25 protein-coding genes are annotated in these 23,502 nt (G+C 35.7%); 6 read left to right on the top strand and 19 right to left on the bottom strand.

What is annotated here, in order from left to right; translation table 11 throughout:
* Positions 1–53 precede the first annotated feature (53 nt).
* The 9 genes from NBX25_RS01680 to NBX25_RS01640 form a co-directional block, all read right to left on the bottom strand.
* Complete coding sequence (locus tag NBX25_RS01680; RefSeq protein ID WP_123909556.1) at positions 54–569, bottom strand: O-acetyl-ADP-ribose deacetylase; 516 nt, start codon at positions 567–569, stop codon at positions 54–56.
* Positions 566–1,381 carry a TIGR02452 family protein gene (locus NBX25_RS01675; RefSeq protein WP_250252562.1) on the bottom strand — a complete coding sequence of 272 codons (816 nt, stop codon included), beginning with the start codon at positions 1,379–1,381 and terminating at the stop codon, positions 566–568. Before NBX25_RS01675 ends, NBX25_RS01680 begins: the two co-directional genes overlap by 4 nt.
* Positions 1,382–1,536: 155 nt before the next feature.
* The gene (locus tag NBX25_RS01670) at positions 1,537–1,965 is read right to left on the bottom strand and encodes an ADP-ribosylation/crystallin J1 (RefSeq protein ID WP_250252560.1); all 429 of its coding nucleotides are present in this window, start codon (positions 1,963–1,965) and stop codon (positions 1,537–1,539) included.
* 10 nt (positions 1,966–1,975) lie between these two features.
* Positions 1,976–2,569 (bottom strand): DUF4291 domain-containing protein, encoded by a 594-nt coding sequence (locus NBX25_RS01665; RefSeq protein ID WP_250252558.1) that lies wholly within the window; start codon positions 2,567–2,569, stop codon positions 1,976–1,978.
* Positions 2,570–2,640: 71 nt separating this feature from the next.
* Positions 2,641–3,711 carry an adenylosuccinate synthetase gene (locus NBX25_RS01660; RefSeq protein ID WP_250252557.1) on the bottom strand — a complete coding sequence of 357 codons (1,071 nt, stop codon included), beginning with the start codon at positions 3,709–3,711 and terminating at the stop codon, positions 2,641–2,643.
* Between the two features lie 44 nt (positions 3,712–3,755).
* A complete protein-coding gene (locus NBX25_RS01655) occupies positions 3,756–4,610 on the bottom strand; it encodes a hypothetical protein (RefSeq protein ID WP_250252555.1) in 855 nt (284 codons plus the stop codon).
* A 2-nt stretch (positions 4,611–4,612) separates the two neighbouring features.
* A complete protein-coding gene (locus NBX25_RS01650) occupies positions 4,613–4,948 on the bottom strand; it encodes a hypothetical protein (protein WP_123909550.1) in 336 nt (111 codons plus the stop codon).
* A gap of 124 nt (positions 4,949–5,072) precedes the next feature.
* The gene (gene ybiA, locus NBX25_RS01645) at positions 5,073–5,615 is read right to left on the bottom strand and encodes a riboflavin biosynthesis intermediates N-glycosidase (RefSeq protein WP_250252553.1); all 543 of its coding nucleotides are present in this window, start codon (positions 5,613–5,615) and stop codon (positions 5,073–5,075) included.
* A gap of 320 nt (positions 5,616–5,935) precedes the next feature.
* Entirely contained in the window at positions 5,936–6,631 is a 696-nt protein-coding gene (locus NBX25_RS01640; protein ID WP_123909548.1) for an NUDIX hydrolase, read from the bottom strand.
* 122 nt (positions 6,632–6,753) lie between these two features.
* Here NBX25_RS01640 and NBX25_RS01635 point away from each other — a divergent pair, with 122 nt between their 5' ends.
* Positions 6,754–7,395, top strand: a complete 642-nt coding sequence (locus NBX25_RS01635) for a DUF1579 domain-containing protein (RefSeq protein WP_250252551.1) — start codon at positions 6,754–6,756, stop codon at positions 7,393–7,395.
* A 48-nt stretch (positions 7,396–7,443) separates the two neighbouring features.
* On the opposite strand, the gene lepA is transcribed toward NBX25_RS01635, so the two are convergent.
* The 4 genes from lepA to NBX25_RS01615 all read right to left on the bottom strand — a co-directional run bounded on the left by lepA (position 7,444) and on the right by NBX25_RS01615 (position 11,122).
* A complete protein-coding gene (gene lepA / locus NBX25_RS01630) occupies positions 7,444–9,240 on the bottom strand; it encodes a translation elongation factor 4 (protein WP_068941220.1) in 1,797 nt (598 codons plus the stop codon).
* 239 nt (positions 9,241–9,479) lie between these two features.
* The gene (locus NBX25_RS01625; protein ID WP_123909545.1) at positions 9,480–9,995 is read right to left on the bottom strand and encodes a hypothetical protein; all 516 of its coding nucleotides are present in this window, start codon (positions 9,993–9,995) and stop codon (positions 9,480–9,482) included.
* Between the two features lie 9 nt (positions 9,996–10,004).
* Positions 10,005–10,553, bottom strand: a complete 549-nt coding sequence (locus tag NBX25_RS01620; protein ID WP_250252550.1) for a hypothetical protein — start codon at positions 10,551–10,553, stop codon at positions 10,005–10,007.
* A gap of 17 nt (positions 10,554–10,570) precedes the next feature.
* Positions 10,571–11,122 carry an RNA polymerase sigma factor gene (locus NBX25_RS01615; protein ID WP_250252548.1) on the bottom strand — a complete coding sequence of 184 codons (552 nt, stop codon included), beginning with the start codon at positions 11,120–11,122 and terminating at the stop codon, positions 10,571–10,573.
* A 182-nt stretch (positions 11,123–11,304) separates the two neighbouring features.
* Here NBX25_RS01615 and NBX25_RS01610 point away from each other — a divergent pair, with 182 nt between their 5' ends.
* The 4 genes from NBX25_RS01610 (at position 11,305) to porW (ending at position 15,873) form a co-directional block, all read left to right on the top strand.
* Positions 11,305–12,057 carry a Rossmann-like and DUF2520 domain-containing protein gene (locus NBX25_RS01610; RefSeq protein ID WP_250252546.1) on the top strand — a complete coding sequence of 251 codons (753 nt, stop codon included), beginning with the start codon at positions 11,305–11,307 and terminating at the stop codon, positions 12,055–12,057.
* Positions 12,047–12,565, top strand: a complete 519-nt coding sequence (locus tag NBX25_RS01605; protein WP_250252544.1) for a KdsC family phosphatase — start codon at positions 12,047–12,049, stop codon at positions 12,563–12,565. Before NBX25_RS01610 ends, NBX25_RS01605 begins: the two co-directional genes overlap by 11 nt.
* 8 nt (positions 12,566–12,573) lie before the next feature.
* On the top strand, positions 12,574–13,137 hold the full coding sequence (locus tag NBX25_RS01600) for a Maf family protein (RefSeq protein WP_250252542.1): 564 nt from the start codon (positions 12,574–12,576) through the stop codon (positions 13,135–13,137).
* Between the two features lie 147 nt (positions 13,138–13,284).
* Positions 13,285–15,873 (top strand): type IX secretion system periplasmic lipoprotein PorW/SprE, encoded by a 2,589-nt coding sequence (porW, locus tag NBX25_RS01595; RefSeq protein ID WP_250252539.1) that lies wholly within the window; start codon positions 13,285–13,287, stop codon positions 15,871–15,873.
* A 57-nt stretch (positions 15,874–15,930) separates the two neighbouring features.
* Here porW and tsaB read toward each other — a convergent pair whose 3' ends face one another.
* From tsaB to NBX25_RS01580, 3 genes are all read right to left on the bottom strand, one after another.
* Entirely contained in the window at positions 15,931–16,605 is a 675-nt protein-coding gene (gene tsaB / locus NBX25_RS01590) for a tRNA (adenosine(37)-N6)-threonylcarbamoyltransferase complex dimerization subunit type 1 TsaB (protein ID WP_250252537.1), read from the bottom strand.
* An 87-nt stretch (positions 16,606–16,692) separates the two neighbouring features.
* Complete coding sequence (locus NBX25_RS01585; protein WP_250252535.1) at positions 16,693–17,442, bottom strand: SDR family NAD(P)-dependent oxidoreductase; 750 nt, start codon at positions 17,440–17,442, stop codon at positions 16,693–16,695.
* A gap of 122 nt (positions 17,443–17,564) precedes the next feature.
* Positions 17,565–17,936: a YraN family protein gene (locus tag NBX25_RS01580; protein ID WP_250252534.1), complete on the bottom strand. Its 372-nt coding sequence runs from the start codon at positions 17,934–17,936 to the stop codon at positions 17,565–17,567.
* Between the two features lie 83 nt (positions 17,937–18,019).
* On the opposite strand from NBX25_RS01580, the gene NBX25_RS01575 reads away from it, so the two are divergent.
* Positions 18,020–19,087, top strand: a complete 1,068-nt coding sequence (locus NBX25_RS01575; RefSeq protein WP_250252531.1) for an outer membrane protein assembly factor BamB family protein — start codon at positions 18,020–18,022, stop codon at positions 19,085–19,087.
* A gap of 6 nt (positions 19,088–19,093) precedes the next feature.
* On the opposite strand, the gene NBX25_RS01570 is transcribed toward NBX25_RS01575, so the two are convergent.
* The 3 genes from NBX25_RS01570 to rnr form a co-directional block, all read right to left on the bottom strand.
* Positions 19,094–20,023 (bottom strand): S66 peptidase family protein, encoded by a 930-nt coding sequence (locus NBX25_RS01570; RefSeq protein WP_250252529.1) that lies wholly within the window; start codon positions 20,021–20,023, stop codon positions 19,094–19,096.
* Positions 20,020–20,706: a LysE family translocator gene (locus NBX25_RS01565; RefSeq protein WP_123909534.1), complete on the bottom strand. Its 687-nt coding sequence runs from the start codon at positions 20,704–20,706 to the stop codon at positions 20,020–20,022. The genes NBX25_RS01570 and NBX25_RS01565 overlap by 4 nt, the downstream gene beginning before the upstream one ends.
* Before the next feature lie 279 nt (positions 20,707–20,985).
* Positions 20,986–23,139 carry a ribonuclease R gene (gene rnr, locus NBX25_RS01560; protein WP_250252527.1) on the bottom strand — a complete coding sequence of 718 codons (2,154 nt, stop codon included), beginning with the start codon at positions 23,137–23,139 and terminating at the stop codon, positions 20,986–20,988.
* Positions 23,140–23,502: the final 363 nt, after the last annotated feature.

The following is a 23,502-nucleotide window of genomic DNA, read 5'->3' as shown; positions in this document are numbered from 1 at the left end:
TTTGTTTTTGTACACTGTGGTTTTTAGCCACGAATGCACGAATATAATTGATTCTAAAGAGGAGACTTTAAAAGCTTTTTATAAATCTCTTCATTTTCTTCATCAAAACACACAAAAATAACTGTCTCTATACTATTTGAGCGAAACTTTCTTACTTCATTAATAGCTATTTCTCCTGCCAGATCTTTTGGAAATTTATAAATTCCTGTGCTGATATTGGGAAAAGCTATGGTTTTCACTCCAAAACTTTCTGCCAACAGTAAAGAGTTCTTATAACATTCTGATAAAAGCTTTAAACTCTTTTCTTTATCATTATTCCAGACTGGTCCTACAGTATGGATGACATATTTTGCAGGAAGATTTCCAGCTGTTGTCACTACTGCTTCTCCTGTATTGCATTTACCTTGTCTGTTTCTGATCGCCATGCATTCTTCCAATATTTTTGGTCCTCCTACTCGATGAATAGCTCCATCTACACCTCCTCCTCCCAATAAGGAAGAGTTGGCTGCATTGACAACAGCCTCTGCATGAATCTTTGTGATGTCTCCTTTTATAACTTCAATTTTCATTGTATTTCTTCAAATGGTTTCAGCATCTCCTCTTTTTTTGTAAGCACTGCAAAAACCACTCTTTTAAATTTGTTCTTATATTTTCCGTGAAGATATTTTTTGAACAGTCCGGCGATTTCTTTCGGATCATTTTTGAATACGCCACAACCCCAGGCCCCTAAAATAAGGGTTTCATTTCCCTGGTGTAAGGCCAGTGCAAGCATCTTATCTGTCCTAATATCCATTGCTCCCAATATCTCATTTTCTCTTTGGGGTTCCTGTCGCTTTACAACCCCTGCATTCACTGCTGGAGAAGTAATGAAATTACATAGTACCGGTTTCGATAGCAATTCTCCTTTATCTTTTCTGAAAACAGGAACTTTAGGGCTGTAAATCATCGTATCCGTGTAAAAGCAAGAGGTCATACTGCGATGTAATGTATAATAATCTTCTGCCATTAACAGGGTTTCATACAATCCCGAAGTTCTTGCTAAGCTTTCTTCCTGCGCTTCGGCTCCATTGATAAATCCGCCACCCGGATTTTTTGCTGAGGCAAAATTCAGGCACATTACTTTTTCCTGATCTTCTTTTTGTGTTAAGTCTAAAATAGCCTTTAGTGAACTACAACGCCAGGTTTCAAATTGAGTTTCAAAATGAGTTTCCGGCATTGGAGCAGCTGTGAGCTCAGAAAGTTGTTCCGGGATGAAAAGAACGGTTTCCTTTTTACTGGTTTCCAGCTCTTTTCCCATATCTATTCTTTCGTTTTCTGTATTTATATAATATTTCCTGGCCAGGATATCCAATGTATCTTTTGCCATTCCTTTATTTGTCATGATTCTTTTTTTTAGCCACGAATGCACTAATTTTTTTTAGGTTTATGGGTCGTTTTAAACCTCATAATGATTGCATTATCTTTTTTATTCGTTCATTCGTGGCACTATTCATTTAATTCTTTTTTGGCCACGAATGCACGAATATTTTTACAATCCTATGGATTCGTGGTGGTTGTTTTTAAAGTCTTTACCAGACCTTCTATTTCGTTATTTGCAGATCCTTTAAAATCCTTTCCCGCAAATACTTTGATGACCTCTATGTTTCCGATGATAGCCTGATTGAATACTGCCAGCTCTTCTGAAGGAACCCACAATTCATTATGATTTCTGGCTCCTACATTCTGTGCCGGATACTGATTGGCAACATCTTCCAACACTTCAAAACGGGTAACAAAACCAAGATAGTTTCCGAACTCATCTCTGGTATTCCATTTCTCAGCAATTTCCGAAGCATAATCTTCATCCAGAACCGGGTAAAAAATGGGCTGCCATTCCAGTCTTGGAGGAAATTTTTGATATCCGTTCTCAATAATAAGAACCATTTCCTTTTCTCCTACCGGTCTGTACAATCTTGTTGTTTTCATTTTGTTCATTTTAATTTTCTGATCCTATTCTCCGGGCAATTTCTTTGGATAATGGATATATTTTTTCTGTCGGTAATAGTTTTTTTGCCTTATTATATTCTCCCTTCTTTGTAAGATCTAAGATCTTTTTTACTAAAGGGGAATAATCTTCTATTTTTACGATCCAGTCTTCATTAAATTCTTCTATCAGATAACGGCTGATTCCCACCTGAATGGAGCGGTATTCAAGTTTATTTCCTTTGATACTCCTTTCCGGGTCCCATTGTACATACACTTTGGCATTTTCAAATGCTTCTTCCCAGGTTTTGGGATTGGGATAAACTCTTTTTTCAGGAGAGGTTAAAATCGCCAGTTCCAGTGCCTTTTCCCATGCTTCCCTTTTAATATGGATGGCAAGAGTACATTCCTGGTTGGATTTTTGTCCGTAATTGCTCCGTTCCATCATCCAAAGAAAAGAAGGCTTAATCCATGTCATTCTGCTGAATGAAAAAGGAGTACTGAACTTCTGATTTTCAACGGCAGTTTTTGCAATAGCTTTATTATAAGCCTGATAGACCACTATCGTATCACGGGTATAATCTGCTCTTATTTCAAATTCTTTCATTACTTATTAATCAAAATCATGTATACTTCACACTTTACCTAAATATAAAATTAAAACCTTTATCTTCAGTATTAAATCAGTCTTTTAAAATCTTTTGAATAAGGAGAATAAGATCCGAAAATGCTGTCAAATTTCATTTCCAGTTTCTCAAATTTAAACTCCTCGTCAATCTGATCCAGGCAAGTAACCACTAAGTTCTTTTTTGTTGCATTGATATAGGCTCCATCCAATTTCAAAGCATAATTCAGCAGGCTATAATCCAGTTCACCGAACCTCAGCTCTTTTTGATATTCATTAAAGATACAGGTTTCCTCTTCATTGTTTTTTAAAACAAATTCTTTTTCATTGCTCATCCAGCCATTTCCATGGCGTGTTGCGTAGCTTCTGGTTACATAATACATTTCAATATCCTCAATATCAAGTTTCTTACAGATCTCATAAGCATTCTTTGAGGTCGTGTGAGCATAAGTTACATTCGGAAAAACACCATGATCCATATCTAATAAAATGCCTTGGCTTCCCTCAAAAATGAGATTTTCAAACAAGTTCAGATAACTATAATCATCTATTTTCCAATCTATTTCCTCTACAGCTTCTAAAAAAGGAATGATCTGTTCATTAATCTGTTCTTCTTCCATAAAACCATAGTAGTAAGCAATTCCTTTCAACTTTTCTATCAACATTTCCTTAGGAGCAATAAGATCAATGGCAAATAATTTATAAGGGCTTTCATTTCTTTTCATGGTAGCTCCTACTCCTTTTCCACAGGTTCCATGTTCCAGATTTTTTGAATTGGTCCTGTTTTGCCAGACATCAAAAGGCGTAGTTACCTTGGCCAAAGGATGAATGTGTACCTCTGTATTTCCATTTTTTATTTTTAATTCCTCCTTTTCATTAAATAAAAATAAGGGATGAATTGTACAATGTTCGGTAAAATAAGAAGGCAATCCACGAAGCGCTCCACTTCCAAAACTGGAATGAACATGTTTCCTGTCATCCATCATTACTGTATGAGCAGCCTGCTGTCCTCCTGAGAATCTGATGACCACAGACTCAGGATTTTGCTGAGCAAGAAAATCTGTAGTAATTCCTTTTCCTTCATCTCCGAAACCTAATCCTATAACAATTTGCGCCTTTTTCATGTCTAGCATTTTTAAAGTGATTGCCATTCAGGCAAATTTGTGATTTAAAGCATCTGGAAGTTGTCTAATCCTTCTCTGTTTGGTGTTCCAAAGGTTTTGTCTTTAAATGTATTACAGATAATCTTTGTGATCACCTGTGGAATGTCTCTATGGTCATGTATTGATATACAGTGTTGTCCTAATAATTCTTTCCAGTCTCTATCTGCTCTTATAGCCTGATCAGAATGCAGAACATTGATGTGATATACCTCATATCGTTTTTTAGCTTCTTCCAACAGCTCATAATGAGTGTAGGTTTGTTGTCCTGAGCCCATAATCTCTCTGATAGCTGATGCCGGAAGTACTTTTAAATAAGGTTCGTCACCTACGGTAAACAAAATCCCTTTCCGGTTTCTTTTTTCAAAAGCATCTGTTCTGGTATGGAAAGCGGCAAAATACCACGCTAAAAGATAACTTTCACCTCCATTTCCACCACCACCGGATTCAATATAAGTTCGGGTAAGCCACATATCCAGTTCTTCATCTCCTGATTCAAACTGACCTACCTGTAATGGATAGCTGTCACATTCATGATCTCCTATTCCCAGGAAAAGCAATGCCGGATCCGGAACTCCACCCTGGATAATACCACCCATCAGCTTAGGTAAACCTTCTTTGATGAGTTGATGTGGAATATGTCCCATGCTTCCGGTTACATCCAATCCCAGAATAATAGGAACTGAATTAGGATGCACTTCAGAATCCCTGGATTCCCTGAAAGAAATTCCCTGCGGAACCATTGAAGGATGCGCCTGTCTTTTGGCATTCTGTGTGAAAATTTCACCTGCGGATTTTGTTCCGTAACCTGCTTTGCTTGCTCTGTCATAACGAGCGTCTATATCGTATCTTGTACTTCCCATGATTAAAATGTTTTTCCGAATAAATATTCAAATCTTTTTTGACTCACTTCTAACTGAATATTCAGATTTCTAATGGTTAATGATAATTCCATGTCTTTCTGAACAAATGCTTCAGGATTAAAATCTACAAAAGTCAGACTGTTCCTGTCCAAAGGACTGACATCAATAAGTCCTTCCTGCTCACGCTCGAGTCTTTTTATTTTCAACTCGATGTCTTCTACCTTGCGCCTGTAAATCAATTCCGAATCTTCTCCGATCGTTCGCGCACGGTCTTCTCTTATCTGATCATTATTTCTTTGTAATGACTCGATAAATCTTGGTTTTAATTCATCTTCCATACTGATCATTTTTTTGTGTTGTTATTACGCTAATTCAATAGGACATAGTTTTACTCCTCAATTTTTTGCTATTTATCCGGGATAATTTTCCATGATGCCTATTGTGTGATTGGTTATTGTGTTTTTACCCTCTTAATTCGTCTCTTACTTCCATCAAAGCAAATCCTAATAGGTTTTCTCCGTTCCATAATAAAGGATTTTCTGCTCTTGAATCTGTTTCCAGCATCCCGATTCCCCAAATGGTATCGTAAGGACTGGCTTCTACCAGGATTTTATCTCCTGTTGACAAAAGAAAGTCTTTATACTTTTTATTCTGAGAAAATTTTAAAAGATTTCCCTGTTTTACAATCTCATATTTGTGTTCATCCCAAAGTTTCGGATCAAAGTTTTTAACCTTTCTTCCCAGACTTTTAACCTGATTCGGACTTGCAGCTTTCAATATTTTTTCCAGGGTTTCAGCATCATTAAATAATCTTGCTTTACCAGCCATCATATAATGCTCTGCCGTTTTATAAACGATCCCGTTTTCTTCAAAATTTCCTGTAAACCATTGGCTAAAACATGACTTTGTGATCTCATCTTTAGCAGTATGCCCCCAGAAAAATAAAAACTTTATTCTTTGTTTCTTCTGAAACTTCTCTTTACTATTTTGTAGGGTGTATTTCATATTGTGTTATTTCTACGCAAATGTAAAACAATATCATTTTATTTGCCAAATTTATTTGTGTTTATTTTACACTAATATAGATAAATTACTGATTATCAGATAGTAAAATTTATTCAGAATTTTAATACTTTGCAATACCTGACAAAATATAAATACTTTTGTTCAATAATTTACGATTACCGGAGTTAATAAACTGCCCATAGAAAGAATTCGCTTATTATGGCATTTCTTATTTCATCTGCGTTCCCCATGAACAATCAAAATGGTCGACTCAATTTGAGCCGACCACTTGATTTTAAGTATAATTTGTAGTTTTAAAACTATTTGATCTCGAAGTAGAATCCCTGTTCTTCAAGTTCTTTATATTTCTCCTGATTGAAAGTAAAGAGTTTTCCGGGCCTTCCACTTCCTTCTTTTTTAACGTTGTTGGTTTCATTAAGCAATCCGTAGCTCATGATTTTTTTGCGGAAATTTCTTCGGTCTATTTCCTGTCCTACGATAGTTTTATAAAGGTTTTCAAGGTCTGAAAAAGGGAATTCTTCATTGAGAAGATTAAAGCCGATCGGTTGATATTGAATTTTGGTACGAAGCCTTTTTAGAGCAATATCAATGATATTTTTGTGGTCAAAAGCCACTAAAGGAAGTTGATTTACACTGAACCACTGCGCATCATCTGCATCAGAGTCAGCAAAGAGTTCATGATAAGAAGGGTTCACCAACCCCAGATAAGCCACAGAAACCACTCTGTTTCTCGGGTCACGGCCTACGTTACCAAATGTATAGAGCTGTTCTAAAAAATCGGGCTTTATTCCAGCCTCTTCATGCAGCTCTCTTTTTACAGCATCATCAAGGTTTTCATCATCCAGAACCAGTCCACCCGGAAGCGCCCAACCCCCTTTAAAAGGTTCAATATTTCTTTTAATCAGAAGGATTTGAAGATCTTTTTTATCGAAATACCCGAAAATGACTGCATCTACAGCCACTTTGATATCCTGTAATTTTTTTGGAGACTCCATAAATTTATTTGCGTTACGAATACGCAAAACTACAATTTATCATGAGAATAAAAAAGATTTTATATATAATAAAAGTTCATACCTTTAAGTTATCATCATAACCAACTTAAAATTAAATATTTATGAAAAATTTACTAGCAATCATTTCTCTAGCTTTTTTATGTACAGCTTGTGAGAAAGGAAAAACAAAAGCTTCAGATTATTCTGATAAAAATGATTCTGCCACAACATCTGAATGGAAACCTGTAGATTCTGCCACAGCAACTAAGGCATGGATGGACTTTGCAACGCCTGGCGATATGCATAAAATGCTGGCGAAATTTGACGGAAACTGGACGGGTTCTACGAATATGTGGATGGATGACAGTGGAAAGGCAGCTACCAGTACCTCTGAATGTACTAATAAAATGATCTTTGATGGACGTTATCAGGTAAGTAATTACAAAGGAAACTTCATGGGAATGCCATTTGAAGGAATGAGTATTATGGGATATGACAATGCCAAGAAAAAATTTGTAAGTACATGGATTGACAATATGGGAACAGGCCTAATGCATGCAGAAGGAGATTGGAACCCTAGTAAAAAATCAATTGATTTTAAGGGCAAAATGACGGATCCAAGCCGACCTGGAAAAGAATGTGAAGTAAGAGAAGTCTATATATTCACTGATGATAACAACCATACTTTAGAGATGTACGGGCCTAATCCGAAAACAGGAAAGGAAATGAAAACAATGGAAATAAAATTCACCCGTAAAAAGTAAAATAAAAACCCCCGTCTCAGTTTGAAACGGGGGTTATTTTATAACAAATTAGTCATTAAGCTTTAATACAGCCATAAACGCAGACTGTGGTACTTCTACTCTTCCGATCTGCTTCATTTTCTTTTTACCTTCTTTCTGCTTTTCTAATAGCTTACGCTTTCTGGAAATATCCCCTCCGTAACATTTTGCGGTAACGTCTTTTCTTAAGGCTTTGATAGTTTCTCTTGCAATAACCTTCGTTCCTAATGCTGCCTGAACAGCGATATCAAACTGCTGTCTTGGGATCAACTCACGAAGCTTTTCACACATTCTCTTACCAATATAGTAAGCATTACTATCGTGAATCAATGATGAAAGAGCATCTACCATGTCACCGTTGATCAGGATGTCCATTTTTACAAGCTTGGAAGCTCTGAATCCGATCGGGTGGTAATCGAATGATGCATATCCTTTAGAGATTGATTTCAGTCTGTCATAGAAATCGAAAACAACCTCAGCCAAAGGCATATTGAAAATTAATTCAACTCTTTCCGATGTTAAATAACTTTGGTTAACGATCTCTCCTCTTTTTTCAATACATAAAGTCATTACCGCTCCAACAAAGTCAGATTTTGTAATGATAGAAGCCTTAATGAAAGGTTCTTCTACTCTATCCATTGTAGAAGGATCCATCATTTCAGATGGGTTATTGATCAGAATCGGAACTTCAGGTTCTTTTTTAGTATATCCGAAGTATGATACGTTAGGTACTGTAGTAATTACGTTCATATTGAACTCTCTATCCAAACGTTCCTGAACAATTTCCATGTGAAGCATTCCTAAGAATCCACAACGGAAACCGAAACCAAGAGCGGCTGAACTTTCCGGTTCAAAAACCAAAGAAGCGTCATTCAATCTTAATTTTTCAAGAGAGAATCTCAATTCTTCAAAATCCTCAGAATCAATTGGATAAATACCAGCAAATACCATTGGTTTTACTTCTTCAAATCCATCAATCGGTCCATCAGCAGGTTTCTCAAAAGAAGTAATGGTATCTCCTACTTTTACTTCACGGGCATCTTTAATCCCTGAAACAAGGTAACCTACATCTCCACACTGAATGGTTTTCTTTGGAACCTGCTTCAATTTCAGGGTACCTACCTCATCAGCTCCATATTCTTTTCCTGTAGCAAAGAATTTAATCTTTTCATTTTTGGTAATGCTACCGTTTACTACTTTGAAGTAAGCTTCAATCCCTCTGAACGGGTTGTAAACAGAGTCAAAGATCAAGGCCTGAAGTGGTCCGTCAGGATTTCCTACCGGTGCAGGGATTCTTTCAACGATCTGCTCCAATAAATGATGAACTCCTTCACCTGTTTTTCCTGAAACTCTCAATACATCTTCATATTCGCATCCGATAAGATTCATGATCTCATCAGTTACTTCTTCAGGATTAGCAGACGGAAGGTCAATTTTATTCAAAATCGGAATGATTGTTAAATCATTTTCCAATGCTAAATACAGATTACTAATTGTTTGTGCCTGAATACTCTGAGCAGCATCTACAATAAGAAGCGCTCCTTCACAGGCAGCAATAGAACGGGAAACTTCGTAAGAAAAGTCTACGTGTCCCGGTGTATCAATCAGGTTTAGAATATATTTTTCTCCTTTATATTCATAATCCATCTGGATCGCGTGAGATTTAATCGTAATCCCACGTTCCTTTTCCAAATCCATATCATCAAGCGTCTGAGACTGTAATTCTCTTTGAGTAACGGTATTCGTGTACTCCAAAAGACGGTCTGCCAGGGTACTTTTACCGTGGTCGATATGAGCGATTATGCAAAAATTTCGTATGTTTTTCATTTAAGAATCTTGTAATTTGCAAAGATAAAAAAAAGCGAGAGATTATTGTCTTTCATCATCTTATTGTATCAATTTATTTAAATTTTCATCAGAATTATCATACTCTCTCTTGTTCGGAATATTTCTCTTCAACATAATAATCTCTTTATTCTCCGACAAAATATAGATTTAAAGAGATAATTAAACGGCTCTCACAAAAAGAAATTGTAAGAGCCGTCCAACATTAAAAAAATAAACTATTATGGGTTTTGTTTAGGTCCCGAAGTATTACTGTGTACATGGGGTTTTCTTTCGTTCATTTTATCTCTCATCATACCCTCAGACTGAAATAACTTCAGAACTTTCTGACAGGGAATTACCTCCTGCATTTTCTCTGCGTATTTTTTTCTGTTATCCAAAAGCTTCTGCCCTATTTCAAAGCTTTGCTGTAATTTAGCTTTCGCTTCGTCATCGGATAGTGTTTCAGGATTAAAGCCTGGATCAAATTGACTTTTTATCTGTTTCTGACTGTCAAGATACTCATTATAAAGCTGTGTAAATTCCGCCTTATCTCCTGGATCTACATTTAGGTTATCCATGATCATATTATTCCTGAATTTTTTAAGGAGTTCCTTTCTTTCTTCAGGAGAAAGATTGTTGATGACCTCCTTCCTTTGTTTAGGATCCATCTTTTTCCAGTCATAATCGGTTCTTTGAGCATTTAAGCCAAGACTAAAACCATAAATAATAAAAAACGTCAATAGTATCTTTTTCATCTTTCTTTATTAATTATATAAATCCAAATAAACATCCTGAGTCGAGTTACTTGCCAGTTCTGCAATTTCAGAATTGGAGAACGAATCCAGATATTCATTCATCCGTGTTTCTTCTTTTTTATTTACTGGTTTCACTACTTTTTGTGAAACAGTTTCTTTTTCATTTCCTCCCTCGCTTTTCACAGCTAAAGAAGTATTATTTTTCTGATTTACAACTGTTTGATTATTATTTTCAACAGAGGTTAAATCTCCTTTCAATGTTTCATAAGCAAGCTCAGCTTCCGTCTGAGGTTCTCCTTTATGCATCGCATACGCCTCTTTTGAATTCAGCTCTTTATCTGCAGAATTATTATTGGAATTATAAATAAAAGTTACTCCAAAGATCAAAGCCAGTGACGCTGCTGCTGCATACATCCAATTTAATTTAAAGACCGGTGCTGGTGCTTTTTGCTCCGCCTTTATATCATTCATAACCCTCTCCTGAATATTTTCAAACAAATTATCAGGGACTGTGTAAATGTTTTTACGTTCTAGTTTTTCTATGTCGAACTCTTTCATCTTTGTTTTGTCAAAAATTATCTTTCGTAATTTTCCTTAATATATTCTTCTATTTTCTGTTTGGCATAATGATAATTTGTTTTTAATGTTCCTACGGACATCTCTACAATTTTAGATATCTCTTCATAGGGCAAATCATCATAATACCGCATCATAAATACCAGTTTCTGCTTTTCCGGCAGGCTTTGTATGGCGTTCTGCAGTAACATCTGTATTTCTTCGGCATCTCCTTCCACATTGTCTGCTACAAGATTTTGCATATGATACTCGGGATCTTCATCTGTTTTCTGCATTTTCTTCAGTTTATTAACCTGCTGTAGAGCTTCATTGGTAGCAATTCTATACAGCCAGGTATACAACTGGCTATCGTTTTTAAACTGATGAAAATTCTGATAAGCTTTAATAAAAGTTTCCTGCAAAGTATCCTGGGCAAGATCTCCGTCCACAATAATTCTTCGTATGTGCCAGTACAATCTGCTTTGATAGGCATCCATCAAGGCACGAACACCTTTATCCTGTGTCCGTGGATTCTGCATCAACGAAATAATCTCCGCGTCCTTAATCTTCATAAGATGCCTTTCACTATTTTGGATTACAAAAATAACTGAAAGTTAAATTAAATATTCAATTTTCAGTGTAAATATTAAAAATAATATGAGACAGTTACGCAATAAACGTGCCTATATTTAAGTTTCAAGCCTCTGTATTACTCTTCCTTTCCCGACTCAGCTTAAAATCTTATATTTGTTAGATGCAAATTGTAATTATCGGTTCCGGAAATGTTGCGTATCACATGGCAAAAGCCTTCAACCTGAAAGGTATTTCCCTTGCTCAGATTTTTGGGCGGAACGAAAAAGAATTGAGTAAAATTTCTGAAGAACTGAATATTCCTTATTCTACGGAACATCTTGAAGATGCAGATCTTTATATCATCTGTGTAAGTGATAATTCTGTAGGAGAAGTCTCGACATTGATTACTAAAAAGAACTGTCTGGTTGCCCATACTTCAGGTTCTCTTCCAAAGGAAACTTTGAACGGACAATACAGAAAGGCAAGCTTTTATCCGCTACAAACCTTTTCAAAATCCAAAGAACTTGAATACGACAAGATTCCGTTTTTCATTGAAGCTGAAAATGAAGAGGATACAAAAATACTCTTTGAACTGGCTTCGAGGATTTCGAAAAATGTGATGGAAAGCAATCATGAAAAAAGAAAGTACATTCACCTGACTGCAGTTTTTGCGTGCAATTTTGTGAATCATCTTTTTTCAAGAGCTAAGGAAATTTCGGATTCTCAGGAGATTCCATTTGATTATTTTTTACCCTTGATTGATGAAACGGTTCAGAAGATTCACGAGATAGATCCTAAAATGGCTCAAACTGGACCGGCTGTAAGAAATGATCTTAGGGTTTTAGAATTACATGAGCAATTATTACAAGACGAAGAAAGTCTTAGCATTTATAAGACAATGAATCATTCTATTCAAAAAATGTATGAGTTATAAAGAGAAATTAAAGGATATTAAGGCCTTTGTATTTGATGTAGACGGAGTTTTCACAGATGGAAGTGTTTATCTGATGCCAGGAGGAAATATGTGCAGGGTAATGAATGTACTGGATGGCTATGCAGTAGTTAAAGCCCTAAAAAACAACTATTTAATAGGAGTTATTACAGGTGGGAATGATGATATGGTAAAACATAGAATCAATTACCTTGGTATTCAGGACTATTATCCGAAATCCCATAATAAAGTGGAAGATTTTGAAGATTTTAAAAAGAAGTATAACCTTAAAAATGAGGAGATTCTAACCATGGGAGATGATCTTCCGGATATTCATATCATGGAAAACTCTGCCATTGCAGCATGTCCTGAAAATGCTGTTCCTGAAGTAAAAGGAGTAGCTGATTATATTTCTCCAATAAAAGGAGGAAGCGGTGCTGTACGCGATGTCATTGAACAGGTAATGAAAGTTCAGGGGAACTGGCATGATGATAACACACAATCTGTATAATCCTACTTATGAAATTACTTTTAGCATCACAATCACCAAGAAGAAAAGAACTTCTTTCCAGCCTTGGTTTTGAATTTGAAGTGGTAAAAATCGACTGTGAGGAAATTATCCCTGAATCTATAAAAATAGAGGAAGCTGCTGCCTATTTAGCTGAATTAAAAGCAGATGCTTTCAGAAGTCTTACAGCTGATGAAGTTTTACTGACTGCTGACACTGTCGTTGCCATAGATCGTCAGATTCTGGGGAAGCCAAAGGATGAAGCAGATGCTTATCATATGCTCAGAAGCCTTTCAGGAAAAACCCATCAGGTATATACTGGAATAACCATCAAAACTGCAGATAAGGTATTTACGGAAACAGATGTTGCTGATGTGACTTTTGATGAGATCACTGATGAAGAAATTCAGTATTATATTCAAAATTACAAGCCTTTTGATAAAGCCGGAAGTTATGGTATCCAGGAATGGCTGGGAATGGCAAAAATCAAAAACCTTAAAGGTAGTTTTTATACTATTATGGGGCTTCCGACCCACATGGTTTACAAAATTTTAAAAGAGATCTCCGCTAATTAAAAATCATAGCGGTTTCTGATCCTCATAAAGATGAAATAAAATATTTCCGGAAGAAATATAAATATTATTCATTATAAAATTTTATTATTTTTACAAAATCATCAAACTGCTGATAATAAAAAGCAGATTAGCGAGTTATATTGAATAATGAAAAAGAATATATTGTTCCTTTTAGTGATTTGCCTTGTTGCTTCCTGTGCTACCAAAACAAAGAAGCCGGAGCAGCGTTCCAAACTATTGAAAGGATTTTCCACATATTATAACACCCTGTTTAATGCTAAGGATGCCTTAAACAGTGAGTTTACAGCTAGAGATAAGGGACATAAGGACAATTTTTATGCTCCTTACATTCCTATTCTTACCTTTGAAGAACAGCCTTTAGGAAGTGACTTAGGACAATCAACTGCTTTTGCAGAGAATTCCATGAAAATGGCAGAAGTTGCCAACAGACCCTCCGGAAGAAATTCCGGAATTCCTAATATACCAAATATGCCAAGTAATCAGGGAAATACTCCTTCTAATCCTGATGGAGGAACGGCAACTAAAGGAGCAACAACTCTCGAAATTGCTGAAGCCAAGGCATTAAAAGCTATCAATAAATATTCTGTTACCAGAAACGGCGAGGAAAAAAACAAACAGATTTTTGATGCCTATATTATTCTTGCGCAGTCCAGAATTTATAGAAATAAACCGTTGGAAGCGATGGATGCACTTAATTATGTCTTCACTCATATGAAGGATGATAAAAGGATTCCATTGGCCAGAATTTATCAAGGGGTAGCTTATGATAAAATCAAAGACTACCACAGAGCCCATGAAACTTTTGCCAAGCTAAAGGGTGATGGAATCAATAAAACTTATTCCAAACTTTTAAGCATTTATTATGCTGAATCACTCTTGGATGCCGGAAAAAAGGAAGATGCTGCGAAAGAGCTTGATTTGGCTTTTGAGCTGAATTCCAATAGAAAGCTGAAGAGCAGAATTGCTTATTTGAGAGGTCAGGTTCTGGAAAATCTTGGACAAAACGATAAAGCAAGAGAAAGCTATACTGCAGCCTATAAGTATTCCAGTGATTTTGAATTTGAAGTAAAATCCCAAATTGCTATTGCCAAAACGTTCAATGGTAAAGGAGACTATAACGGAGCTAAAAACTATCTGGAAGGGATTAGTAAAAAAGGAACTTATGCTTCCAGAAAAAATGAATTTTACTATGCGTTAGGGCTTATGGCCAATAAAGCCGGAAAAAAGGATGAAGCACAGCAGTTTTTCAGAAAGTCTTTGTTTGAGAAGGTTTCTGATCCTCAGATTCGTGGATTGGCTTATTATGAGATAGGGAAAAGTTATCTTGAAAAGAATGATTATATTGGTGCGGGAACGTATTATGATTCAGCTCTTGCCGTAATGACCTATGAACCTTCAAAGATCTTACTACAGGATCAGTCTGCCTACATTAAAAAGATTTCTAAAAACTATTATCTCATCAAAAAGAATGACAGTATTCTTTCTTTGGCTAAGATGGATAATACACAACGAACAGAATTTTTCTCAAAATATATTGCCAAATTAAAGATTAAGGAGGAGAAAGAGGAACAGGAAAGAAGACGTGCAGAGCGAAACAAGGGATTTGATACCGGAGATTATAATGCCAATTCTATTTTTGCCAATAACAATTCTAATTCTTTTGAAGATTTTGGAGTAACAACGAAAGGTTTTTATTTCAACAATACAGGTACGGTAAGCAAAGGAACGTCTTCATTTAAACAGGTTTGGGGAGAAAGAGCTCTATCTGATAACTGGCGTTTTTCCAAGAAAATGGCTTCTATTGAGGATATGAAAAGTGAAGCGCTTGGGGTAACTACTGTTGCTAATCCGAGACGTTTTGAACCTGCTTATTACATTGAGCAGATTCCTACCGATCAAGGTAAACTGGCACTTCTTAAAAAGGACAGAGATACTGCATCTTTAGGCCTTGGGATTATGTATCAGAATTATTTTACCAATACTCCACTGGCCACGAAAACGTTGTATGACCTTGTAGATGTAAAACCGGAAGAGAAGGTAATGCTTCAGGCATTGTATGAGATTTTTGCCATGAATTATGAGAAAACTCCTCAGGCGGCTGAAAGAGCAAAACAAATTCTATTAGCTGATTATCCTTATACTTCATATGCTGAGTTTGCCCGAAATCCTAAAAACAATTCATTTGTAAAATCAACAGAGGATGTTGAAAATGAATACAAAAAAGCTTATGCGTTATATGAAGCTGAGAAATTCGGGGAAAGTAAAGAAGTTATTGACCAAACACTCCAAAAGTATCCGAAAGACGCATTAGTTCCGAAATTATACCTATTGAATGCTTTTAATACAGGAAAAGCCAGTGGGAAGGAAGTAATGATCTTACAGCTTGAACAGATTGCCTTAAACTACTCCAAAACTCCTGAAGGCATAAGAGCTAAAGAGATGCTGAATTATCTGAAAAGTGATCTCAGCTTCCTGGCAACTGATAATAAAGGGAATTCTATTCCCCAACAACCGGGGGCTCCTACTCCACCTGTAAACAACAATATTCAGCCAATGGCCAGTGAGAACCTCAATGGAAACTCAAATGGAGCGCCGAAGGATCTTAAACAGGCACAACCAAAGCCTTCAGTGAATATGAACAACACACCTCAACAAAAAACTGATAAGCCAAAATTTAGAAATAAGAGTATTCCTGATAGGCCACAAAATCAATAAAATAAAAAAGCGAAGATGTACTCTTCGCTTTTTTTATTTTTCTGAGGGTATAGAATTCTATGAACCCTTTTTCTTTACCCCGTGGAAGTCTTTAAGATAAAAAGGCTCAAAGTAAGCCATATCTTCAAACTCCTTCTTTTCTATTTTCTCCAATGTCTTTTTGATCAGATATTGGGCAGATGGATAAATATCTTCTCTAAAGTCTGCATCAGGCAGGTTTAAAATATCTTTAGCCTTCTTAGCACCATCTCCTACAAAGACTACTTTCTTATCTCTAAACTCCTCAAAGGAAGTTTCATCTAAAATCTTTGCTTCCGTTGCAGAAATTTCTCTCCCTGTAGAACCGTCATAAACACCTGTATAAACCTCCATTCTTCTTGCATCGATCAATGGCACTATAAAATCATAGTTCTGCCCTAAAAACGGCTCTATCATGCTTTCAAGAGAATTGATTGCGATAAACGGAACCTTCAGCCCATAACAAAACCCTTTTGCAGAGGCTGCTCCAATTCTTAATCCGGTATAAGAACCCGGTCCTTTTCCTAAGGAAACTGCTTCAATGTCTTTCAGTGATATTCCTGCGCCTTCCAGCGCCCATTCAACATAGGTATGAAGACTTTCAGATTGTTTATAGTTTTCAGAAACCTCTTCACATACACACAGCAGCTTTTCGTTATCTGATACGGCTACCGAACAGTTTTTAGAGGATGTTTCAAGATATAGAATTTTCATTTTCTTGTTTTAAGCTAAATGGTAACCTTTGCGGAAAAGCAAAATTACTTTTAAAATTTTCTACAAATTTAGTCCTTTATTTTGAGACTATTTTCTGTAGATTGTTCTTGGTTCTGCCTGAGCACTTGGATAAATACACATATCGGCAATGGTAACATGTTTGGGAGCATTTACACAGTAAGCAATAGCATCTGCAATATCTTCAGCTTTTAATGCTTCGTATCCTGTATATACAGTTGCTGCCTTTTCGCTATCTCCTTTGAATCTTACCAATGAAAAATCTGTTTCCACAGCTCCGGGTTGGATATTGGTTACTTTGATCCCGAATTCAGTAAGCTCTAATCTCATTCCTTCAGAAATAACGTCTACTGCTTTTTTGGTAGCGCAGTACACTACTCCATTGGCGTATGTCTGCCTTGCTGCCACAGAACTGATATTTACAATATGACCTAAATTTTTAGTTTTCATACCTGGGATAATCATTTTGGAAACATAAAGAAGTCCTTTCACATTCCCATCGATCATAGAATCCCAGTCATCTGTCTTTCCCGATGAAAGTGGATCAAGACCATGGGCATTCCCAGCATTATTAATCAGAACATCAATATCTTTCCATTCTTCGGGAAGCGAATTTATTGCGGTTTCTACCTCTTCTAGATTCCTTACATCGAACATTAGACTAAAAATTTCGGTAAAATGAGATAATTCTTCCTTTAAAGATTCCAGTACTTCATGTCTTCTTCCACAAATGATGATTCTGTTTCCCTGTTTTGCCAGAAGCTCAGCTGTAGATTTACCGATACCGGAAGTAGCTCCGGTGATGAATATTGTTTTCATAAAACTGATTATTATTGAATGTAATATTGAATCAGGTTAACAATTTATCAATGCATGTTCTTTATTGTTACACTGATATCTTCTTAAACTGATACACCATTTATTATTATTTTTTAAGATGATTAATTGGCATCAAATGCCTGAAAAGCATCAACTATATGGTCAATCGTTAGATTTTTGTTGTGATCAGGCAAAACAGAAATGATATCAAATCTCACCTCATTCTGCTTATTGAATTCTTCCAGATAATGATTTGCTGCAGATACAATGGATCTGATCTTGGTTTTAGTCACCGCTTCCTGAGGCAATATAAAAGCATCGGTGGATCTAGCTTTTACCTCAACAATGATAATGAACTCATCCTTTTCAGCAATAATATCAATCTCTGCTTTCTGAAATCGGAAGTTTCTGTCCAGAATTTTATATCCGTTTTTTTCCAAATAATCAGCTGCTAATTCTTCTGCTAAGATACCGAAGTCATTGTGATTTGCCATATTAATTTTTGTATTTTCGCCTTGACTATATCAAACCTATGAAAATTAAATTACTTTTTGGCTGCATTATATTAACATGCGCAATGAGCTGCTCTTCATCTGAAGATACTACCGAAAATCCAACTAATTATACGAAGAACGTCATGTTCATTGGCGGACAAAATAAATATTATGCACTTGACTCTCAAAGTGGTCAGCTAAAATGGTCTTTTCCTGTGACTAAAGGAACGTTTCAATATAGTACTGCTTTTTATAATAATAACGTATTATATGTGGGTTGTACAGATGAATACTTGTATGCTCTTGACGCAACTAATGGAACACTCATATGGAAATTCAAAGCAGGGGAGGCGATTGAATCAAGTGTGTATGTTTCTAACAATACCGTTTTCTTTGGCAGTGATGATGATAACTTTTATGCCTTAAATGCTGCAACAGGAGAATTAAAATGGAAATATAAAACTGATTTTAACGTTAGTTCAAGTCCAACAGTCTCCGGAGAAATCGTTTATTTTGGGAGTGATGATGGTTATCTTTATGCATTGGATCAAAGTAATGGAGTATTGAAATGGAAATATTATGCAGGTAGTTTTTTTAATTCCTCTTCGCCTTCAATAGTACAAAATAGCCTCTATATCGGGAATAGAAATGGATATATTTATAACATTAATAAAGTAACAGGTGAATTAAATTGGAAAAAGCAGCTTGGAAGCTCTCTTGAATCTTCTTCTCCTACAATTTTAGATGGATATTTATATACAACCGATCAAAATTATTTATACAAATTAAATGCTTTAACAGGAGATATCATTTGGCAATCTTATAATTCAGGTAAATATTCGAGCAGCCCATTTGTCAATGAAAACTATGTTTCTGCAAATTCCAGTTCGGGAAATATTACTGTTATGGATAAGCAGACAGGAAACATAAAATGGCAAAAAACAATTTATTCTAATAGTGCAGAATCTGTTTCAACAGATGCCACAGTATTTGTTGGTGGTGGCGGTTCAAACTTTGTATATGCTTTCTTAGAAAGCAATGGCGCAGAAAAATGGAAATTTCCAATAAACTCAACCACCACTTCAGCTCCTGTCATCATTAATAAAGATGGAAAAGTAGTTTACCCAAGTAAATCCGGGGGTAGGGATTAATTCTTACTAAAACTCAATCTTTGTCTTATCACCAATCTTTATTGTAACCGTCCCGCCAATTAAAAGAGGGCGGTTATCTTTGATATGTCCATTTGGAAAACCGAATACTACAGGGAATTTATATTTTGAAATTCTTTCAGAGATCAGTTTGTAGGCAAATTCATCAAAGCTGGATTCATAATCTTTGTTGTCTTTTTCATCACCCATATTGGTCATTCCTCCTACGATAAGTCCTTTGATTTTATTAAAAACACCTGCAAGCTCAAGACTCATCATCATACGATCTAGAGCATAAAAGTTTTCACCGATATCTTCAATGAATAAGATTTTATCTTTAAAGTCAAAAGAATATTTGGTCCCCAGAAGAGCATAGATAAGGGCTAAATTCCCTCCAACTAATTCTCCTTCAATATTACCCTGTTTATTTAATGGGTGAGATTTTAGGCTGTATTTAGGCGTTTTTCCTTTTAAAATATCGAAGATTAAATCATAACTATCATCGGTAACCCCAAAACTGGAGGTTTTGATGGTTTGTCCGTGGATGGAAGCAAAGCCTTTTTTCAACAGATAGCTTTGTATAACCGTATTATCGGAATAGCCAATATACCATTTTGGATTTTCTGTAAAATTTTTCAGTTTCAGGTGCTGGATCAGGTGCTGACATCCGTAACCGCCTCTTGAAGCCCAGATGGCACCAATCTCTTTATCATTTAAAGCCCAATTGATATCTTTTATTCTTTCCTTTTCTGTTCCTGCGTAATTGTATCCGTTTGAAAATTTGGTGTAAAGGTGTTCCCCTAAAACAGGTTCAAATCCTTTACTTTTAATTAATTCTATTCCCTTTTTGAGTTGGGAAGCATCTACAGCTCCTGCAGGGGAAATAACAGCTATTTTAGCTCCTTTTTTAAGAGCTTTTGGAAAGATAATTTTTTTCATTTTGTTTGTTGATATTTTACTTCTTTTTTCTCAGCTTCTTCCAGTTGCCTGTCAAACTGATTGAACTTCTTAAAGCTCTGCAGGAAGATAAAGAAACTGAAAACGATAAGAATCACTCCTACAACTCTTCTGATCCTGTTGGCCAGTTTTTGGGTAAGTTTATCGTGAAACTGTTTAGCCAAAAATATCTTGGCAAGGTCAATGCCCAGATAAGTTCCTATTACAATGCTTATATATAAAATAAAACTGCTGGTATCCGGATATTGATTTCTAACAGAAATTACTGTTACCAGCCAAAAAAGGATGACCCCAACATTTAAAAGATTAAAGAAAAAACCATTGAAAAAGGTCTTAATATAGTTTTGGCTAATGATTTTCTCTTCACCAGGCATGTGCATTTTGGTCTTCGTTACCAGCATTACAATTCCATATATAAAAATCAGAATAGAAGTGATCCTATAAAAGCCCGGATGTTTATCTATTAAGGTAACAATATCTGCACTGGCATAATATGCTGCTACAATACACAGTAAATCTGCAGTGATGACTCCAAGATCCAATGATAAGGCATGTTTTGGCCCTCTTGAGAAACTGGTCTCTATTAACAGGAAAAATATAGGTCCTATAAAAACCAGACTCAACATGAATCCTAAAATAATGGCAGATAGTACAAGTTCAAGCATTTAATAAATTTTAAAATGAAAAAAATTCATTCCGTTTTATACAAAGTTATACTTTATGATTTAATTATTCAATAAAGATGTGATATATCAACTTTTATTTTATCTGGTATTTGAGACATGATTTTTAGAAATGAAGCGGGAATCGGGGAGGAGGGAAGTTTTGATAGTATGAGAAAACGGATCTGGTTTAAAGAACATTTTTTTTAATTTTCTAAAAAATAAAAAGGTCATTCCAGCTTAGGAACAACCTCTTTTATTATGAATTTTTGCTGTTTGATTTTACTCAACAATCTTAAAGTCTAATTGTTTTTGGATCAGATTCGCTTTTACTACTTTGATCTGAACCTGGTCTCCCAATTGATATTTATTTCCGTGTCTTATTCCGTATACTGCATGTGTTTTGGCATCATACATGTAAGAATCATCTACTAAATCTCTTAATTTGATAAGACCTTCAGCTCCGTTTTCAGGAATTTCTACCCAGAATCCAAATTCTGCCACTCCGGAAATTACTCCTGTGAAAGTTTCACCAAGGTGTTTTTCCATAAATTTCACCTGCATAAACTTGATGGAATCTCTTTCTGCATCAGCAGCTAATCTTTCCATGGAACTGCAGTGTTTTGCTTTTTCTTCCAATTCTTGTCTGCTTGGAGATTTTCCTCCATCCAGATAGTGCTGAAGAAGACGGTGAGCAAGCAAATCAGGATAACGACGGATAGGAGAGGTAAAGTGACTATAATAGGCAAAACCAAGACCGTAGTGTCCGATAGGTTCTGTAGAATATACCGCTTTGCTCATACTTCTCATCGCAAGGGTTTCGATCATATTTTCTTCTCCTTTTCCTTTGACGTCATGAAGAAGTTTATTTAAAGACTCTGCAACCTTTTTGGTATTGGCAAGGTTCATTTTATATCCGAACGTAGAGACAAAATCTCTTAACGATTCTAACTTAGCAGGATCCGGATCATCATGGACCCTGTAAATGAAAGTATTATTAGTGATTTCTCCTTTTCTTGTTAAAGAAATAAATTCAGATACTTTTTTGTTGGCTAAAAGCATGAATTCCTCAATCAGGTGATTGGAGTCTTTACTGATTTTAAAGTACACCCCAATTGGTTCATTATTTTCATCCAGGTTGAATCTTACTTCACTTCTGTCAAATGTAATGGCTCCGTTTCTGATACGTTCGTTACGCATGATCTTCGCTAATTTGTCAAGAGTATTAATCTCTTCAGCCAAATCTCCCTGACCGCTTTCAATACGTTCCTGAGCTTCTTCATAAGTAAATCTTCTGTCAGAATGAATAACCGTTCTTCCAAACCACTGCTTTTGGATTTCTGCCTGATCATTCAGTTCAAAAACTGCTGAAAAGGTATATTTATCTTCATGTGGACGAAGAGAACATACATCATTACTTAACACTTCCGGTAACATCGGTACAACTCTGTCTACCAAATAAACCGAAGTTGCTCTCTGATACGCTTCATCATCCAGAATTGTTCCCGGAACTACATAATGAGATACATCAGCAATATGAACCCCGATTTCCCAGTTTCCATTTTCCAGTTTTCTAATTGATAGGGCATCATCAAAATCTTTCGCATCCTTAGGGTCAATAGTAAACGTACAAATAGAACGCATATCCCAACGTTTTGCTACTTCTTCATCTGTAATGCTTCTGTCTATTTTATCTGCATCCAATTCTACTTCCTGAGGAAATTCATAAGGTAAACCATATTCAGCAAGAATAGAGTGGATCTCTGTTTCGTGTTCTCCCGGAGCACCCAATACCTGTGTGATTTTTCCTTCAGGATTTTTATCTCCGGGTTTCCATTCAGTCATCTTCACAATTACCTTATCACCATCCTGAGCATCATTGAAGTTTGCTTTCGAAATAAAGATATCTGTATTGATTGATTTTTTATCACAAACTACAAATCCAAAATCCTTGTGCGCTACTTTCTGAAAAGTCCCTACAAACTCTGTTCTGTTTCTTTCCAAAACTTCCAAAACAGACCCTTCCATTTTCTTTCCTTTATAATGATAAGTTATAATAAGAACCTTATCTCCCTGAAGGGCATCCTTTACATTTTTGGCATGAACGAAAACATCAGTCTCTAATCCTTCTACATTTACATAAGCATTTCCGCTTTGGTTGAAATCGATAATTCCTGTTAACGTCCCTTCTATTTTCAGATTGACGATATACTTTCCTTTTTCTACTTCTTTAATCTTTTCAGAACCCTGAAGTTTATGCAGTGCCTGAATGACAAGCTCCCTTTGTCTTGGGTTTTTGTAATCTATTCCGTCAGCGATCTGCTTATAATTATAAATTTTTGATGCATTTGCATTCATGAAACGAAGGATCAATCTTCCGATCTCCATCATTTTCAAATCATTTTTATGACTTATATATTTTCTTTTTTTTGGCATTTTAATTTTTTTTAATTGTTATATTCCGACTCTGTGATCTCTACTATTTTTGAACTTTTACATTTAAAATAAAAATCTTTTTTATTCAGAGAAATGGCAACCTTATTGTCTTGAACATATACAAAAAGATCCATTTTGTCACTGTCTGGAATCATTTTCTCATTAGAATTCGGTATTCCTGCAAATTTTCCTTTTGCATTATAAACCGTTCCATATTTCGTTTCTAGTTTAGGTACTCCTTTGAGACCTTTTATATTTTCTATACTTTCATAATCAAAAATACGGGGTCTTCCTATTGGAAGAATCATTTTATCAGGAAAAAGATTGGCAAATTTCTTAAAATTTCTCTCATCCCAGAATGAT

This window comes from Chryseobacterium sp. Marseille-Q3244 (assembly GCF_940807095.1).
Lineage (GTDB): Bacteria > Bacteroidota > Bacteroidia > Flavobacteriales > Weeksellaceae > Chryseobacterium.
This window is presented reverse-complemented; position numbering and strand designations above follow the sequence as displayed.